Below are 15,891 nucleotides of genomic sequence, written 5' to 3'. Positions count from 1 at the left end.
CGCAAGTGTGGACCGTGTCCCGGCGGAGGCCGGGATCCAGTCCAAATAATAAATCCTGGACCCCGGCCTTCGCCGGGGAACAGTCTCTGGAGTTTTCCCATGCGCGCCGAAGCGCAAGCCCATGTCGACCAGATCAATGCCGCCACCGCGCTGCTGCGCCGCTTCCTCGACTGGGACCGCGCGCTCAAGCGGCTGGATGAGCTGAACGCGAAGGTCGAGGAGTCGACGCTCTGGGACGATCCCAAGGCGGCGCAGGAAGTCATGCGCGAACGCCGCCGGCTCGAAGAAGCGATCGGCGCCACGCAGAAGATCGAGACCGAGCTCAAGGATACGGTCGAACTGATCGAAATGGCCGAGGCAGAGGGCGACCCGGGCCTCGTCGACGACGGTGTCCAGTCGCTGGCCGAACTCGCCGACCGCGCCGAACGCGACAAGGTCGCGGCGCTCCTCGCCGGCGAGGCCGATGCCAACAATGCCTATGTGGAAGTCAATGCCGGCGCCGGCGGAACCGAGAGCCAGGACTGGGCGAACATGCTGCAGCGCATGTATTCGCGCTGGGCCGAGCGCCACGGCATGAAGGTCGAGCTCATCGACCATCACTCCGGCGAGCAGGCGGGCATCAAGTCGGCGACCCTGCTGGTGAAGGGCGAGAACGCTTACGGCAATCTAAAGGTCGAAAGCGGCGTCCACCGCCTGGTCCGCATCAGCCCCTACGATGCTAATGCGCGGCGCCACACCAGCTTCTCGAGCGTCTGGGTCTACCCCGAAGTCGACGACGACATCGAAATCGACATCAACGAATCCGAGCTGAGGATCGATACCTATCGCGCGTCCGGCGCTGGCGGCCAGCACGTCAACACTACCGACAGCGCTGTCCGCATCACCCACCTACCGACCGGCATCGTCGTCGCCTGCCAGAACGAGCGCTCGCAGCACAAGAACCGCGCCTCGGCCTTCAAGCAGCTGAAGGCGCGCCTCTACGAGAATGAGCTCCAGAAGCGCGAGGCGGAAGCCAGCGCCGCCAATGCCGCCAAGACCGACATCGGCTGGGGCCACCAGATCCGCTCCTATGTCCTCCAGCCGTACCAGCTGGTGAAGGACCTCCGGACCGGTGTCACCTCGACCGCGCCAACCGATGTGCTCGATGGCGATCTCGATCGCTTCATGGCCGCGGCCCTTTCGCAGCGGGTCACCGGTGAGCGTGTTGAAGTTGAAGATGTCGACTAGGCTCGCGGTCTTCGCGGCCCTGGCGCTGCTTGGCTGCAAGCAGCAGCAGGAAGCGAAGACCGAGTTCCCGCCGGCGGGCCGGGACGTTGCGCCCATCGTCGGCGACAGCTTTTCCACTGAAGATGCCCGCGACCGGACGGGCGAGGCGGAATCCGTCATCGCCTTTGCCGGGGTTAAATCCGGCATGAGCGTCGCCGACATCGGCGCGGGCGAGGGCTATTACACGGTTCGGCTGTCACGGGCGGTCGGCCCGCGCGGCCGGGTCCTGGCCGAGGACATCATCCCGGAAGTCCGCGACAGGCTCGCCCTCCGGGTCAATCGCGAGAATCTCGACAATGTCGCGGTGAGCCTGGGCCAACCGGCGGACCCGAAATTGCCCGCCGCAAGCTTCGATCGCATCTTCCTCGTCCATATGTATCACGAGGTGGAGCAGCCCTATGAGTTCCTCTGGCACCTCCGCCAGGGGTTGAAACCCAACGGCCTTATCGTCGTCGTCGATGCCGACCGGCCGGTGAAGCGCCACGGGACACCGCCTGCCCAGCTGGATTGCGAATTGGCCAGCGTGGGCCTGAGCCGCGCCGGCGAAGCTCCGCTCGAAACGACCGACGCCTACATGGCGCTGTTCAAGGTCGCCGGCCCGCTGCCGGAACCCGGCGCCATCAAGCCCTGTAAGCTGAAGGCCTAAAGCAGCCCCATCTGCCGCATCGAGCGGCAGTCGCAGGTCGTCAGGACCAGATGGTCGAGTAGGGCGACGTCCATTGCTTCACTCACCAGTGCCAAACGTCGCGTGATGCGCTTGTCCGTCGCGCTCGGGCTGGCGTCGCCGCTCGGGTGATTATGGGCAAGGATCAGGCCCTTGCTGCCATGCCGCGCCGCGTCGACGATGATCTCCCGGATCGGCAGTTCGGCACCGTCGGCATCGCCATCGCATCGCATGAGGTGCAGGCAACGCGCGTCGTCGTCGACATGCGCGACCCAGAGATGCTCCTTCGCGGGGTCAGCCTCGGCAAGGCAGTCCGCAAAGAACCGGCGCGCCTGCTCCAGTCCGTTGATACGCAGCGGGGATTCGGCACGCTGATGGAACATGGCCCGGACTTATGCGAAAGGGCGGACTCCAGCGATTTGAACCTAGTCCAAAACGGTCATCCATTTGGGAGGAAACTCCATGGCGACGCATGATCTGACGTTCACGGGTTCGATTCCGGACATGTACGACCGCTTCATGGTGCCACTGGTTTTTGCGCCCTACGCGAAGCTGGTTGGAGAGCGCGCCGCGGCCTTTGCACCTCGCCGGATTCTGGAGACGGCGGCCGGGACGGGAGTGGTCACGGAGACCTTGCATCGCAGCCTGCCCAATGCGCAGATCATCGCCACGGACCTCAATCAGCCGATGCTGGATCAGGCCGCTCGCCGCGTGCGATCGCCCCTCGTCAGCTTCCAGGCTGCCGATGCATTATCGCTGCCGTTCGACGACGGCAGTTTCGACCTCGTCGTCTGCCAGTTCGGCGTGATGTTCTTTCCGGACAAAGTACGCGGAAATGCTGAAGCGCGGCGCGTCCTGCGCGATGGCGGCCACTATATCGTCGTCATCTGGGACGAGGTCGATTTCAACCTTGCCACAAAGGTCGCGGGACGGGCGGTATCAGATCTGATTCCGGGTGAGACCGGGCGCTTCTACGAGCGGGTTCCGTTTCGCTATCACGATACGGGTCAGATCAGGCGTGATTTGGAAGCAGCGGGCTTCAAGCAGATCGAAATCGAAACCATTGAACTCCAAAGTCGCGCATCGTCCGCCCGCGATGCCGCCATGGCCCTTGTCCAAGGCACCCCAATGCGTGCCGATATCGAGGAAGTGGCGCCGGGTATGCTCGGGGCGGCGACGGATGCCGCGGCTCGCGCGCTCACCCGGTTCGAGGGGATCGATGGCTTCGAAGCACCGATGTCGGCGCATCTCGTGATCGCGACTAAGGGCTAGATAAGCCCCGCCAACGGGCAATCCCGATCAGATCAGTCCGGCAAGCGGACTGCTGGGATCGGCATAGCGCCGCTTCTGCATGCGGCCCGACAGATAGGCCAGGCGCCCGCTCTCGACCGCCAGCTTCATCGCCCGCGCCATCGTCACAGGTTCCTTGGCCTCGGCGATGGCGGTGTTCATCAGTACGCCGTCGCAGCCAAGCTCCATCGCAATTGCCGCGTCACTCGCCGTGCCGACACCGGCATCGACCAGCACCGGCACCTTGGCGTTCTCGACGATCAGGCGGATCGTCACCCGGTTCTGGACGCCGAGGCCCGATCCGATCGGTGCGCCCAGCGGCATGACGGCAACCGCGCCCGCATCCTCACAACGCTTCGCCATGATCGGGTCGTCGGTGCAATAAACCATGACTTCGAAGCCTTCCTTCGCCAGCAATTCGGTGGCGCGCACCGTCTCCAGCATGTCGGGATAGAGCGTCTTGGCCTCGGCCAGCACTTCCAGCTTCACCAAATTCCAGCCGCCCGCCTCGCGCGCCAGGCGCAACGTCCGGATCGCTTCCTCGGCGGTGAAACAGCCGGCGGTGTTCGGCAGGTAAACGATCTTCTTCGGATCGATGAAGTCGGTCAGCATCGGCTGGTTGGGGTCGGCGATGTTCACGCGCCGCACGGCGACCGTCACGATCTCGGCGCCCGACGCTTCGACCGCGGCCGCATTCTCCTCGAAGCTTTTGTACTTGCCGGTGCCGACGATCAGCCGCGAGGTGAAGGTCTTGCCCGCTACGCTCCAAATGTCCTTTGACTGATCGTCCAACTCAGCCGCCTCCAACGAAATGCACAATTTCAAACTGGTCGCCGTCCTCGACCGGCACGTCTTCCAGCGTCGATTTGGGAACGATTGCCAGGTTGCGTTCAACCGCAACACGCTTCGGGTCGATGCCCAGCTCGCGGAGCATGCCGGCGATAGTCGCGCCGGCCCCGACGCGGCGGGAATCGCCGTTGACGGTAACGTTCAGCAGGGTGTCGGTGCTCATTGACCTTGGCCCTTAAGTATCGCACCCGCGCCGCGCAATGACCGCCACCGTCTTTGTCCTCAACGGCCCCAACCTCAACCTGCTCGGCAGCCGCGAGCCCGAGATTTATGGCCGCGACACACTCGACGACATCGCCGTCCGCCTGGCTGCCCGCGCAGAAGAGCTGAGAGTCGCGGTCGACATCCGCCAATCGAACCACGAAGGCCATTTGATCGACTGGCTGCACGAGGCGGCCGCGACCGGCGCCAAAGCCGTGGTCCTCAACGCCGGCGGCTACACGCACACCTCGATTGCACTTCGCGACGCGATCAGCGCGATTCCCGTGCCGGTCATCGAAGTCCATCTCTCCGACCCGCTGAAGCGCGAGCCGTTCCGCCACACCAATTACCTCTCTGATGTTTGCATGCGAAGGATCACCGGCCTAGGTGCGGACGGCTATATTCTCGCACTGGACGCCGCCGCCACGCTCTGACAGGGGTGCGCGCCAATGTTTGTATTAGGGATTGAATGATGGCCGCACAGAAGCCGGGCAAGCCGACCGAAGGCGCGATGCGCGTCGACACCGACCTCATCCGCGAGCTTGCCGACCTGCTGACCGCCAATGAGCTGACCGAGATCCAGGTCGAGGACGGCGAACGCAAGATCAAGGTGCGGCGCGAAGCCGCGTCCTTCGTCGCCGCGCCGGCCTACCACGCGCCTGCAGCCGCCACTGCCCCGGCACCTGCCGCGGAAGTTGCTGCGCCCGCGGCCGAGGAGATTTCGGGCAATGCCGTCAAGTCGCCGATGGTCGGCACCGCCTATATGTCGGCCGAGCCGGGCGGAGCTCCGTTCGTTTCCGTCGGCAAGGCCGTGAAGGCGGGCGACACGTTGCTGATCGTCGAGGCGATGAAGGTCATGAATCCGATCACCGCGCCGTCGGGCGGCACGATCAAGCAGATCATGGTCAGTGACGGCCAGCCGGTCGAGTTCGACCAGCCGCTCGTCGTCATCGGCTAAGCCATGGCGATCCAGAAACTCCTGATCGCCAACCGCGGCGAGATCGCGCTTCGAATTCACCGCGCCTGCCACGAAATGGGCATCAAGACGGTGGCGGTGCATTCGACGGCCGACACCGACGCCATGCACGTCCGTCTCGCCGACGAAACCGTCTGCATCGGCCCGCCGCCGGCCGGCGAATCCTATCTCAACATCGCCAACATCATCTCGGCGGCCGAGGTCACCCATGCCGACGCCATCCATCCCGGTTACGGCTTCCTGTCGGAGAACGCCCAGTTCGCCGAGATTGTTGAAAGCCACGGCCTTATCTGGGTCGGTCCCAAGCCAGAGCATATCCGCATCATGGGCGACAAGGTCGAGGCCAAGCGCACCGCCGCCAAGCTCGGCCTGCCGCTCGTTCCCGGATCGGAAGGCCCGGTCGAAGGGCCAGAGGAGGCGCGCGCTGTCGCGGCCGAGACCGGCTACCCGCTGCTGATCAAGGCGGCGTCGGGTGGCGGCGGACGCGGCATGAAGATCGTGCGCGAAGAGTCCGAACTCGACAGCCAGATGGGCCAGGCCCGTTCGGAAGCGAAGTCTGCCTTCGGCGACGACACTGTCTACATCGAAAAATATCTCGGCGACCCGCGCCACATCGAGTTCCAGGTGTTCGGCGACGGCAACGGCAATGCCGTCCACATCGGCGAGCGGGATTGTTCGATCCAGCGCCGTCACCAGAAGGTCATCGAGGAAGCGCCGTCCCCGGTCATCACGCCGGAGCAGCGCGAGCGGATGGGCGGCATCGTCGCCAAGGCCATGGCCGACATGGGCTATCGTGGCGCAGGTACCATCGAATTCCTCTACGAGAACGACGAATTCTACTTCATCGAGATGAACACCCGCCTGCAGGTGGAGCATCCGGTGACGGAGATGATTTCCGGCCTCGACCTGGTCCGCGAGCAGATCCGCGTAGCCCAGGGCGACGGCCTGTCGGTGACGCAGGACCAGATCCACCTGCACGGGCACGCGATCGAATGCCGCATCAATGCCGAGGATCCGCAGACCTTCACCCCGTCGCCGGGCCTGGTGAAGAACTTCGTCGCGCCGGGCGGCATGCACGTCCGCGTCGATAGCGGCCTCTATGCTGGCTATAAGGTCCCGCCTTACTACGACAGCATGATCGCCAAGCTGATCGTCTACGGCACCACCCGCGAACGCTGCATCATGCGCCTGAAGCGCGCGCTGGAGGAGTTCGTGGTCGAGGGGATGAAGACGACCGTGCCGCTTCACCAGCGTATCGTCCGCACCGAGGATTTCCTCGCCGGCGACTATACGATCAAATGGCTCGAGAGCTGGCTCGAGGCTAATCCGGAATAGCGGAAGAGGGGGGCAGGGTTGATGGCTCAGGAACCGTTCCCGCTGACGCCGCTCGAGCAGCTTCCGCTGATGATCGATCATGATGCGATCGAGGAAGCCTATCTGCCTTTCCTGCTCGACGGTCGGGCCGGCGACAAAGCGTGGAAAAGCGACTTCGCGCGCCGTCGTCGCCGCGCGCTGACCCGGATGATCCGGCGCATCCTCGGTCTCCGGCCCGATGAAAAACTGCCGTCGCGGGGCGATCGCCGCGCCGCGATCGCGGACCCGGGCAATTTCGATCTCGCCGGCGGACCGCAACAGCCGGGCGCCTGGAAATGGAACAATCGTAAGCTGGCGCTCGACGCCACGGCCGCCGCGCGCCTGCGCGCCCCCTTGCTCGCCGCCGTGATCGACCGCCTGCGGCCTGCAAAGGTGCTGGAAGTCGAGTGCGGCAACGGCATCAACCTGCTTTCGCTTGCTGGTCATTTTCCCGAGATTGCGTTCACTGGAATCGACGTGACCCGTGCCGACATCGAGGCGGCGAAGAAGGTCCAGGCCGGGGAGTCGCTGCCCCGGCACCTGGCGGACTACATTCCTCTCGAATTTACCGATCCCAAGGCGTTCAAGCGCATCGCGTTCCAGCAGGGCAATGCCGCGAAACTGCCCTTTGGGGACGGTGAATTCGACCTCGTTTTCACCGTCCTCGCCGCCGAACAGCTGGAACTCATCCGCGATCAGGCGCTGGCCGAGATCGCCCGTGTGTCGCGTGGCTATGTCCTGATGCTGGAGCCGTTCCGCGATGCAAACCTGAAGGGCGTGCGTCGCCTCAATGCGCTCACCCGCGACTATTTCCGCGGCTCCATCAAGGGGTTGGAGCGTTTCGGGCTGGAGCCGGTCTGGGCGACCGAAGATTTCCCGCAGGAGGCCTTTGTCGGCAGCCCGCTTGTCCTCGCGCATAAGGTGAGATGATGAAGGCAGTGATCTACCATAACCCGATGTGCGGCACGTCGCGCAAGACGCTCGACATCCTCCGCGAAGAAGGCGCCGATCCGGAAGTCATCGAATATATGAAGACGCCGCCCAGCCGCGAGGAGCTGAAGGCGCTTTACGAGCGCGCCGGCATCACTCCGCGCGACGGCCTTCGTGCCAAGGAACCGCTGGCGGAAGAGCTTGGCCTCACCCGCGACGACGTCACCGACGACGAAGTGCTCGACGCCATGATGGAGCATCCGATCCTCATCAACCGGCCGCTGGTCGCGACCGACAAAGGCGTCGTCCTTGCCCGTCCACAGGACAAGGTTCGCGACATCCTGTAAGCTCGGCTCATGTCCGGCCTCGACCCTCGGCTTCTCCTTCGCGGCTATGCTGCCGGCATCTTCCCGATGGCTGACAGCCGCGATGCGCACGACATTTTCTGGGTCGAGCCCCGCAACCGGGCGATCATCCCGCTCGACCGCTTCCATGCCTCGCATTCACTACTAAAGGTCATCCGCCGGGGCACGTTTACCGTCACCCGCGACCGGGCCTTCGCGCAGGTTATCCACGCCTGCGCCAAGCGGGACGAGACCTGGATCAACGCCGATATCGAGCGCGCGACGCTCGGCCTCCACGCCGCCGGCCACGCCCATTCGATCGAATGCTGGCAGGGAGATGACCTAGTCGGCGGGCTCTACGGCGTGCGCCTTGGCCGCGCACTCTTCGGCGAATCCATGTTCAGCCGGGCGACGGATGCCTCCAAGGTTGCGCTGGCGTGGCTCATCGCCCGCATGCGCGTCGGCCATTTCACTCTGCTCGATTGCCAGTTCATGACCAGCCACCTTGCCTCATTGGGCGCGGTGACGGTGGCCCGCGAAGCCTATGTCGAGTTGCTGTCCGTGGCGTTGGGCGCCGGCGCAGGAGCCGCAGGCGTCGACGTCGGCGGTGCTTCGGTGGCCGGCTCGGTCACATTGCCCCCGCCGGATTTCACCGCGCTCGATGGCTTGCTTGAAGAAGCGGGCGCGGCAGGCGCCGCAGGCCCTGCCGGAAAACTCATCGCGCAGCTCTTGGGCCAGACGTCATAGACCGGATGCTCGACGACGTTGAGCGACGGGCTTTCCTTGTAAAGCCAGCCTGAGAACACCCGGTTCCAGTTCTTGTCCGTCCGCTGGACGTCAAGCTGGATGAAGGCGCCGGTCAGCTTCTGCACTTCCCACGGCGCCGTCGTCTCGCAGGCGCGCAGGCGGACGACGACGTCCTTCACCCGGATCGCCTGCCCCGGCTTCAACGTCAGGTCCTTGACGATGCCGTTGCGCTTGTTGAGCAGGCCGATCACCGCGACACGGTCGGCCATGGGTGTCACGCCCGGCTGGTTCGCGGATTTCGGGATGGCGATGGTGACGGCATTGCCCTCGGGCGGCTCGTCCGGGCCGCGATTGCAGCCGGCCAGCAGCGCGGCCGCCAGCAAGAGCGTCGCTTTCTTCACGCCTCGTCGGGTGTCCAGGCGCTGTAATCGCCCGTCGTGGCCGGCCGCTCACCAAGCCCGCGCAACGACCCCGAAGGAACCCAGGCTTCGCCGCTGCCGGTCAGATTGGCGATTGGCGCCTTTTCCCAGGTCCGCCTCGTGGGCAGGCCCTTTTCGGGCAGATCGTCGATGGTGCCGCGGAGCCAGGACTGCCAGCCCGGCGGGACGACACTGCCGTCATTATTGCCGGCATAGATGACCCAGCGCCGCGCCGGATTGTCCTTGTGCTGGAAATAGACGTTGCCGGCCTCGTCGCGGCCGACTTCACGGCCGTGACGGCGCGTCGTGATGCTGGTGCCCCACGAGGCTCCGTTCCACCAGGTAAAGGCGTTTGCCAACCATCCCATAATGCGAAGAGCCTCTGCCCCGTCGCGTGCCCAAGTGCAAGCGAGGAGAGGGCGGAGCGTCGCCTATTTCGGCCCGAGTGCCCGCCGTTTCCAATAATCCCAGGCCCGTTCGGGGTCGCCCCGCAAAGCCAGCATGGCCCGCGCTTCGTCGGCCGAGATATATTTGATCTGCCCGCCAAGCTGGATCGCCGCCAGCTGCGCCCGGGCATTGGCTTCAAGCCAGATGGCGTTGCGGACTGCGACCCTCAACTCTCGCGATACGACCACCGCGCCATGGCCGCGGAGCAGGACGGCGACGCCTTTGCCCAGTGTCGTTGCCAGCGAGGCGCCAAGCGCAGGGTTACGGACGAGGATGCCCTGCGCATCTGGATCGCCGGCGGATCCCGAATCCCAGACCGGCACGCCGCTCGCAAGGAAGGCCGCCATGTGAAAGACCGGACGCAGCGGCACGGTGCTGACGGAAAACGGGATAACGGAGGCCGAATGGCTGTGGATGACCGCGTCCAAGTCGGGCCGGGCCTTGTAGATCTCGCCATGGATGAAGCGTTCGATGAACTCCTTCGATTCTCCTGGAGTGACCAGGTTGGAGTCGAGGTCGAACTCGACGATGTCATCGGGCGTGACGAACTCGGCGGCGACCGAGCGCGCGATCAAATAATGGTTCGGCCTGGTCGGGTGCCGGATGCTGACATGGCCATAGGCGTCGAGCACGCCTTCATGCGCAAGGATGCGGTTGGCGACGACCAGGTCCTCGATCACCCGCGGATCGACTCCCAGCCGGGTTGCGGCGGCAGCGACGCCCGGCAGGCTCTGGGCAGGCGCGGGGGCCGCGGCTAGCAGCAACAAGGCACCCAGGACCATCATCAATCGGCTTGGCAGCATGGCGAACTCCCTCAACGGGCCGGCGACTGACCGACTGGTAGCCGCAAAACCGGCTCGGGGGGATAGTGTTGGGCCATCAGCGCGGCGTAACTACTTTTCCAGCAACCCCCTTCCTGCACCAGCATCTGGTCGCCGTGGCAGTTGTAGAGCTCGGGTTCGTCGATGCCGGGCGGCGTTACCGACTTCATCTCCAGTGCCTCCGCCGCCTGCATCAGCCTCCGCCGCATACGGATGATCGCCGCGTCGGATGCCGACAGATGCTCCTTCGTCCGGTCGACGATGGCGCCCATGCTCTCCTGCATGGCCGCGTCCTGGATCGGTGTTTCGTCCTCCATACCGGTGAAATTGTGGGTCTTCTGCCGCTGGCGATCGAGGAGATAGTCATTCTCCGCCCGGGCCGCGAAATTGCCGCGACCGTACCAGCCGTCCGTGTCCGGCAGGAAACCCGACGGCCCCACGCGGCCCTTGTGGCCCAGCCTTTCCTCCGCAGTCAGGTCGCGTTCCTGGCTCCAGTTCGCCTCCCAGATCATGACGTGCTCATTGTCCATCGGCACCCAGATCTTCAGCCGGTTCAGCCCGCCATAGCATGGGACGCTCGTGTAGAAGGGCAATTGGAACTGGGTGACGCGCCAGTAACGCTCGGTCCCCGCGGTGCCGCGCCCGGCGCCGTACATGACACCGACCGCCGTATCCTCGACCTCGAGCAGCGGCCGCCGGTCCGCCGTGATGATCGGCCGCAGCGCATCGCCGATCGCCGGCGCATTCGCTTCCAGCCGGCTGTGCAGGAACCCCAGATGCGAGGAGTCGAAATCGCCCTCCATCGCCTGCACCCAATTGCAGTTGCGGATGTACCTCAGCGTCGATTTGCGCTCGATCGGTGCAGCGGCCCAGCCCATCGCCGGCAAGGGCGGCAGGTCTGCGCCGCTCCTTTCGCCCATGTAGGTCCAGACGATCCCATTGGCTTCGCGGCACGGATATGAAGTGGCTCGGACCTTGCGTTGCAGCGGGCATTCGCCGGGCTCGTTCGGCATGTCGAGGCACTTGCCCTCAACGTCGAATTTCCAGCCGTGATAGACGCAGCGCAGCCCGCCTTCCTCATTGCGGCCATAGAAAAACGAAGCGCCACGGTGCGGGCAATTGTGGTCGAGCAGCCCGACCCGGCCTTCAGTGTCCCGAAACGCCACCAGGCTCTCGCCGAGCAGCCGCACCCGGACCGGCGTCCCGTCCGGTTCGGACAACTCTTCCGAATAACATAGCGGAATCCAGTACGACCGCAGCAGGCCGCCCATCGGGCTGCCCGCGTTCACGTTCGTAAGATACAGGTTCCCCGCTTCGTCCAAAGACGCCCCCCGCAACATATGTTGCACAGATGGCGAAATCCCTCAATCGGGCCCTTCGCAGGGCGTGTCCGCCGCTTGCTTTACCTCTTGGGTTTCGCGGAGGCGTGTAGCCTAGCGTCCGTTTTCGACCCATTGCGGACATTAGCGCCGAAGGCTGAACAGAACGTCATTCCTCTTTCCAGCCGGCCGAAACCTGGGCGGAATGCATGGCTGCGGCTTCAAGGTCACGCTCCCGTTCATTCATTCACTCATGTGAGAATTAATATTGTCGAGCGCCCCAATTTGCGGCAGTCTCCATCCATAACGCCGGAGAGCGTGTGGGAGAGGGGATCAGCGATGAAAAAGCTTTGCTTGATGTCAGCAGTTTCGGTCGTGGCACTCAGCATCAGTGCCCAAGCCATGGCGCAATCGGGTACAGAGACCGCAGCGGTTCAAGATACTGAAGCCGGCGCAAACGACGACCAAGGCGAGACCCTCATCGTCACTGCTCAGCGCCGCCGTGAGAATTTGATGCGCACGGCTGTCTCGGGCTCAGTGCTGTCGGGCGACGAGCTCACTCGCAAGGGTGTGGCCAACGTCGACCAGCTGCAGTTCGCCGCGCCGAGCATGACGGTCAACAATTTCGGCCAGGGCAACGATTTCAACATCCGCGGCATCGGCAAGGCCGAGCACAACACGCAGACCACGACCGGCGTCATCACCTATCGCGACGGTGCGCCGAGCTTCCCCGGCTATTTCACGCAGGAACCCTATTTCGACGTCGACAACATCCAGATCCTGCGCGGACCCCAGGGCACCGTCGTCGGCCAGAACTCGACCGGCGGCGCCGTCTTCGTGAACACGAAGGACCCGGTCATCGGACATTTCGGCGGGTACGCCCAGGCCAGCCTCGGCAACTACCACGACCTCGGCATGCAGGCCGCGGTCAATGTGCCGATCAGCGACAGCTTCGCGGCGCGCGTCGCTCTGTTCACCGAGCACCGCAACAGCTTCTACGACATCACCGGCCCGTTCGGCAGCGACTATAATTTCAACAAGGGTGACCAGCACCTCTATGCGGGCCGGCTCAGCCTGCTGTTCAGGCCTACGGACGCGCTGACGATCGTGTCGAAGACCGACATCGATTACCTCAACATGGGGGCTTATCCCGCCGACGTTTACACGAACCGGTTCGAGAACCTGCCTTATGGCAGCAGCACTCCCAACCCCGGCCACACCGACCTGTTTGACCTGCACCTGAACGCCCCGCAGGCTGCCCGGGACAAGTTCTTCCGCGAAGTGCTGCGCGCGGAATATGAGACGAGCAGCGGTATCCGCCTCCGCTCCGTCTCGGCCTTTGCGAAGGGCAACATCATGTACAAGGCGGACCTGGACGGGACCGCTTCGGATGCACCGCACCCGCTCGATCCGGGGGGGCTAGCAAGGAACTGGACGTTTTTTGACGACGTCGACGAGCGCCAGATCTCGCAGGAATTCAACGTCATCTCGCCGGACGACCAGCGGTTCACCTGGCTGGCGGGCGCGTTCGGCGTGTGGAACAAATATGATTTCAAGAAGCCGTACAAGCTGGGCTGGAACGTTTGCTATCCGTTCGATATCGGAGCGTGCAAATACCTGCTCCAGGGCATTAACCAGACGCGCTCGCTCGCGCTGTTCGGCGAGGTCGGGTACAAGATCACGCCTAATCTGAAACTCGAGGTTGGCGGCCGCTATACCTGGAGCCGGACCGAGAACGACGTCGACGTCCTGTTCTATACGCTCCCGGTGGTCGACGATGAAAGCGAGAGGTTCAAGAACTTCTCCTACAAGGTCTCGCTCGGCTGGGACATCAATCCGAACCATTTCCTTTACGCCTTCGTCGCGACGGGATTCCGGCCGGGCGGCCTGAACGTGCCGCTTCCGTCCATCTACGGAATAACTGCTGCACCGTTCGATTCAGAAAAGGTGCAGTCGTTCGAGGCAGGTTGGAAGGGCCAGTTCGCCGACGGCAAAATCCGTGCGACTGTCAACGGATTCTACAACAACTACAAGGATTTCCAGGTCGGCATCGGCTACCCGCAATTCCCGATCGCGGCAGTCGAAGTGAACGTGCCGGACACCACCAAGATCTACGGCGCCGAAGCGGAAATAAGCGCCCATCTCGATCGCCTGTCACTCAGCGCCGGGTTCAACATCCTGCACAGCGAACTGGGCGAGTTCTATGCGGTCGATCCGCGCACGGTAACCGTAGTCGGTTGCGATCCCCAGAACGGTCCGGAAAGCTCGACCTGCATCGATCTCTCCGGACGCCGGCAAACCTACGCACCGAACTTCACGTTCAACGCGTCGGCCTCGTACGAAATCCCGCTTGGCCAGAGCGACACGCTGACCCCGACGATAAACTACGGGCATATCGGATCGCAGTGGGCAACGTTGTTCCAGCGTAAGGACCTTGGCGACCTCTTGGAGGCCCGGAAGATCGTCAACGCGGAGATCGCTTGGAACCACGGCAGCTGGACGGTGACTGCTTATGGCACCAACCTGACCGACCAGCATTACGTGGCGGCTCTCAACAGCAACCTCGATTTCGCCGGTGCTCCGCGCCAGTACGGAATCAAGGTCAACAAGCAGTTCTAAGCCTCGTGCCGGCCTCCGACCTGGAGGCCGGCGACCTTTTCCTCGGACCGGCGGGCGGTTTTCATGCAGTCTTATGGCCTGACCGTAGACAAGTTCCTCGAACATGCGGCTCGGTGGTTCGGTGACAAGACGATTGTCGGGGCAAGCGGCGGTGCCGTACAGGCGCGGACCAGTTACGCCGACGTCTACGATCGCAGCAACCGGATGTCCGGCGCGCTGGAGTCCCTGGACCTCGAAGCGGGAGACAGGCTGGCGACGCTGGCCTGGAACACGCCGCACCATTTCGAAATCTATTTCGCCGCGATGGGCGCCGGCATCGTCTGCCATACGCTCAACCCGCGCTTCTCGGTCGACCACCTAGTCGCCATCGTGAACGAGGCAGAGGGCCGGGCGTTGGCGGTTTCAGCGGACCTGGCGCCGTTGGCCGCACAGCTGCTGCCGCAATGCCGAAGCATCGAACATGTCATCATCCTTGATGGCAAGGCCGATGCCGGAACGGGCGCGGTGCAGTTCGAAACACTATTGCGGGAACGCGGCCGCAAGGTCGCCTGGGGAGAGTTCGACGAAAACGCGCCGGCGGGCCTCTGCTACACGTCGGGCACGACGGACAAGCCGAAGGGCGTCCTCTACACGCATCGCTCCAACTATCTGCACACGTTGAGGGCGTTGCAGGCTGATGTAGTGGCGTTGACCGCGGACGATGTCCTGCTCCTGGCGGTACCGATGTTCCACGCCAATGGCTGGGGCCTTCCCTTCGCAGCGCCGGCAGTCGGATCGACCTTGGTGCTGCCGGGGCGCGATCTGGACGGCGCCAGTCTTGCCAGGCTGATCCGTGAGGAGTCCGTGACTATTGCCGTCGGCGTCCAGTCGGTCTGGCTCGGACTTGCCGATCACGTTCAGCAGACAGGCGACCAATTGCCATCGCTCAAGCGCGTGCTGATCGGCGGGTCGAGCTGCCCGGATTCCTTGCTGCGCCGGCTCGAGCAAGTGCTTGGCGCCGAGATCCAGACCAGCTGGGGAATGACCGAGCTGTCGCCGATCGGGACGATGGCGCCGCCGGGACGCATAGCGGGTTTGCCGCGCGGGTCGGGCAGGCCCGCGATGGGCCTGAACCTCAAGCTCACCGACGCCACCGGAGCGACCTTGCCGAAGCAAAGGGGCGTGCAGGGCCATCTGAAGGTCAAGGGCCACAGCGTGGTCGATCGCTATTACGGCGCCGAGCAGCCCGCACTCGACAAGGAAGGCTATTTCGACACCGGCGACCTGGCGATGATCGACGAGGCGGGGTTCGTCACCATCTGCGGCCGTTCGAAGGACCTGATCAAATCCGGCGGCGAGTGGATCAATCCGACCGAGATCGAGGCGATCGTTGGCATGCATCCGCGAGTGCGGCACGTCGCCGTCATCGCCCGCGACGATGCCAAATGGGGCGAGCGGCCGGTAATGGTCGTTGAATGCGAAGAAGATTTAGCGGCAATCGATCCGGTCGGCCTGCTCAGGGGCAAGGTTCCCGACTGGTGGCTGCCTTCGGACGTCGTGCAGGTCGAGCAGATTCCGCTTTCAGCGTCCGGCAAGATCGACAAGCGCCAGTTGCGCGCCGACTTCGCCGCCGGACAGCTCACCGCCCAGGCAGTTACGCAGTAACG

At 64.0% G+C, this 15,891-nt stretch carries 15 protein-coding genes and 2 pseudogenes; 11 read left to right on the top strand and 6 right to left on the bottom strand.

Translation table 11 applies throughout. The features are described from left to right. The first annotated feature begins 99 nt into the window (after positions 1 to 99). Both prfB and LZ536_RS04645 read left to right on the top strand, forming a co-directional pair. Positions 100 to 1,227, top strand: a complete 1,128-nt coding sequence (gene prfB / locus LZ536_RS04650) for a peptide chain release factor 2 (protein WP_249847134.1) — start codon at positions 100 to 102, stop codon at positions 1,225 to 1,227. Further along, positions 1,217 to 1,912, top strand: a complete 696-nt coding sequence (locus LZ536_RS04645; protein ID WP_249847133.1) for a class I SAM-dependent methyltransferase — start codon at positions 1,217 to 1,219, stop codon at positions 1,910 to 1,912. Before prfB ends, LZ536_RS04645 begins: the two co-directional genes overlap by 11 nt. Here LZ536_RS04645 and LZ536_RS04640 read toward each other — a convergent pair. After that, positions 1,909 to 2,313: a JAB domain-containing protein gene (locus tag LZ536_RS04640; protein WP_249847132.1), complete on the bottom strand. Its 405-nt coding sequence runs from the start codon at positions 2,311 to 2,313 to the stop codon at positions 1,909 to 1,911. The genes LZ536_RS04645 and LZ536_RS04640 overlap by 4 nt on opposite strands. 79 nt (positions 2,314 to 2,392) lie before the next feature. Between LZ536_RS04640 and LZ536_RS04635 the strand changes: the two genes are divergently transcribed. Then, on the top strand, positions 2,393 to 3,202 hold the full coding sequence (locus tag LZ536_RS04635) for a class I SAM-dependent methyltransferase (protein WP_249847131.1): 810 nt from the start codon (positions 2,393 to 2,395) through the stop codon (positions 3,200 to 3,202). 27 nt (positions 3,203 to 3,229) lie between these two features. Here LZ536_RS04635 and thiS read toward each other — a convergent pair. Continuing rightward, positions 3,230 to 4,232, bottom strand: a pseudogene (thiS, locus tag LZ536_RS04630) (sulfur carrier protein ThiS). 37 nt (positions 4,233 to 4,269) lie between these two features. Between thiS and aroQ the strand changes: the two are divergent. From aroQ to aat, 6 genes are read left to right on the top strand one after another with little or no spacing between them, the layout of a single operon-like run. Then, positions 4,270 to 4,704 (top strand): type II 3-dehydroquinate dehydratase, encoded by a 435-nt coding sequence (gene aroQ / locus LZ536_RS04620; RefSeq protein WP_249847128.1) that lies wholly within the window; start codon positions 4,270 to 4,272, stop codon positions 4,702 to 4,704. Positions 4,705 to 4,742: 38 nt separating this feature from the next. Next, positions 4,743 to 5,228 (top strand): acetyl-CoA carboxylase biotin carboxyl carrier protein, encoded by a 486-nt coding sequence (gene accB, locus LZ536_RS04615; protein ID WP_249847127.1) that lies wholly within the window; start codon positions 4,743 to 4,745, stop codon positions 5,226 to 5,228. Between the two features lie 3 nt (positions 5,229 to 5,231). Next, positions 5,232 to 6,581 (top strand): acetyl-CoA carboxylase biotin carboxylase subunit, encoded by a 1,350-nt coding sequence (accC, locus tag LZ536_RS04610; protein ID WP_249847126.1) that lies wholly within the window; start codon positions 5,232 to 5,234, stop codon positions 6,579 to 6,581. 21 nt (positions 6,582 to 6,602) lie between these two features. After that, positions 6,603 to 7,529: a class I SAM-dependent methyltransferase gene (locus tag LZ536_RS04605; RefSeq protein WP_249847125.1), complete on the top strand. Its 927-nt coding sequence runs from the start codon at positions 6,603 to 6,605 to the stop codon at positions 7,527 to 7,529. After that, the gene (arsC, locus tag LZ536_RS04600; RefSeq protein ID WP_348538810.1) at positions 7,526 to 7,876 is read left to right on the top strand and encodes an arsenate reductase (glutaredoxin); all 351 of its coding nucleotides are present in this window, start codon (positions 7,526 to 7,528) and stop codon (positions 7,874 to 7,876) included. Before LZ536_RS04605 ends, arsC begins: the two co-directional genes overlap by 4 nt. A 9-nt stretch (positions 7,877 to 7,885) precedes the next feature. After that, a complete protein-coding gene (aat, locus tag LZ536_RS04595; protein ID WP_249847124.1) occupies positions 7,886 to 8,620 on the top strand; it encodes a leucyl/phenylalanyl-tRNA--protein transferase in 735 nt (244 codons plus the stop codon). 35 nt (positions 8,621 to 8,655) lie between these two features. Here aat and LZ536_RS13105 read toward each other — a convergent pair. The 4 genes and pseudogenes from LZ536_RS13105 to LZ536_RS04575 form a co-directional block, all read right to left on the bottom strand. Next, positions 8,656 to 8,889 (bottom strand): annotated as a pseudogene (locus tag LZ536_RS13105) (DUF2155 domain-containing protein); the annotation flags it as partial. 128 nt (positions 8,890 to 9,017) lie between these two features. Beyond that, positions 9,018 to 9,407: an NADH:ubiquinone oxidoreductase subunit NDUFA12 gene (locus LZ536_RS04585; protein ID WP_249847123.1), complete on the bottom strand. Its 390-nt coding sequence runs from the start codon at positions 9,405 to 9,407 to the stop codon at positions 9,018 to 9,020. Positions 9,408 to 9,470: 63 nt separating this feature from the next. Beyond that, on the bottom strand, positions 9,471 to 10,289 hold the full coding sequence (locus LZ536_RS04580; protein ID WP_249847122.1) for a class II aldolase/adducin family protein: 819 nt from the start codon (positions 10,287 to 10,289) through the stop codon (positions 9,471 to 9,473). A gap of 11 nt (positions 10,290 to 10,300) precedes the next feature. Continuing rightward, entirely contained in the window at positions 10,301 to 11,629 is a 1,329-nt protein-coding gene (locus tag LZ536_RS04575) for a Rieske 2Fe-2S domain-containing protein (protein WP_249847121.1), read from the bottom strand. Between the two features lie 354 nt (positions 11,630 to 11,983). Between LZ536_RS04575 and LZ536_RS04570 the strand changes: the two genes are divergently transcribed. Both LZ536_RS04570 and LZ536_RS04565 read left to right on the top strand, forming a co-directional pair. Continuing rightward, positions 11,984 to 14,245, top strand: a complete 2,262-nt coding sequence (locus LZ536_RS04570; RefSeq protein ID WP_249847120.1) for a TonB-dependent receptor — start codon at positions 11,984 to 11,986, stop codon at positions 14,243 to 14,245. Between the two features lie 63 nt (positions 14,246 to 14,308). Next, positions 14,309 to 15,889: an AMP-binding protein gene (locus LZ536_RS04565; protein ID WP_249847119.1), complete on the top strand. Its 1,581-nt coding sequence runs from the start codon at positions 14,309 to 14,311 to the stop codon at positions 15,887 to 15,889. Positions 15,890 to 15,891: the final 2 nt, after the last annotated feature.

It is taken from the genome of Sphingomonas alba, assembly GCF_023516555.1.
In the GTDB taxonomy this organism is placed as follows: domain Bacteria; phylum Pseudomonadota; class Alphaproteobacteria; order Sphingomonadales; family Sphingomonadaceae; genus Sphingomicrobium; species Sphingomicrobium album.
This window is presented reverse-complemented; position numbering and strand designations above follow the sequence as displayed.

Excerpts from the sequence above, each read along its gene's own strand:
- LZ536_RS04635 (WP_249847131.1), top strand. The coding sequence starts at position 2,393 with ATGGCGACGCATGATCTGACGTTCACGGGTTCGATTCCGGACATGTAC.
- LZ536_RS04585 (WP_249847123.1), bottom strand. The coding sequence starts at position 9,407 with ATGGGATGGTTGGCAAACGCCTTTACCTGGTGGAACGGAGCCTCGTGG.
- LZ536_RS04645 (WP_249847133.1), top strand. The coding sequence starts at position 1,217 with ATGTCGACTAGGCTCGCGGTCTTCGCGGCCCTGGCGCTGCTTGGCTGC.
- LZ536_RS04565 (WP_249847119.1), top strand. The coding sequence starts at position 14,309 with ATGCAGTCTTATGGCCTGACCGTAGACAAGTTCCTCGAACATGCGGCT.
- LZ536_RS04580 (WP_249847122.1), bottom strand. The coding sequence starts at position 10,289 with ATGCTGCCAAGCCGATTGATGATGGTCCTGGGTGCCTTGTTGCTGCTA.
- arsC (WP_348538810.1), top strand. The coding sequence starts at position 7,526 with ATGATGAAGGCAGTGATCTACCATAACCCGATGTGCGGCACGTCGCGC.
- LZ536_RS04605 (WP_249847125.1), top strand. The coding sequence starts at position 6,603 with ATGGCTCAGGAACCGTTCCCGCTGACGCCGCTCGAGCAGCTTCCGCTG.
- accC (WP_249847126.1), top strand. The coding sequence starts at position 5,232 with ATGGCGATCCAGAAACTCCTGATCGCCAACCGCGGCGAGATCGCGCTT.
- accB (WP_249847127.1), top strand. The coding sequence starts at position 4,743 with ATGGCCGCACAGAAGCCGGGCAAGCCGACCGAAGGCGCGATGCGCGTC.
- prfB (WP_249847134.1), top strand. The coding sequence starts at position 100 with ATGCGCGCCGAAGCGCAAGCCCATGTCGACCAGATCAATGCCGCCACC.
- aroQ (WP_249847128.1), top strand. The coding sequence starts at position 4,270 with ATGACCGCCACCGTCTTTGTCCTCAACGGCCCCAACCTCAACCTGCTC.
- LZ536_RS04640 (WP_249847132.1), bottom strand. The coding sequence starts at position 2,313 with ATGTTCCATCAGCGTGCCGAATCCCCGCTGCGTATCAACGGACTGGAG.
- aat (WP_249847124.1), top strand. The coding sequence starts at position 7,886 with ATGTCCGGCCTCGACCCTCGGCTTCTCCTTCGCGGCTATGCTGCCGGC.
- LZ536_RS04570 (WP_249847120.1), top strand. The coding sequence starts at position 11,984 with ATGTCAGCAGTTTCGGTCGTGGCACTCAGCATCAGTGCCCAAGCCATG.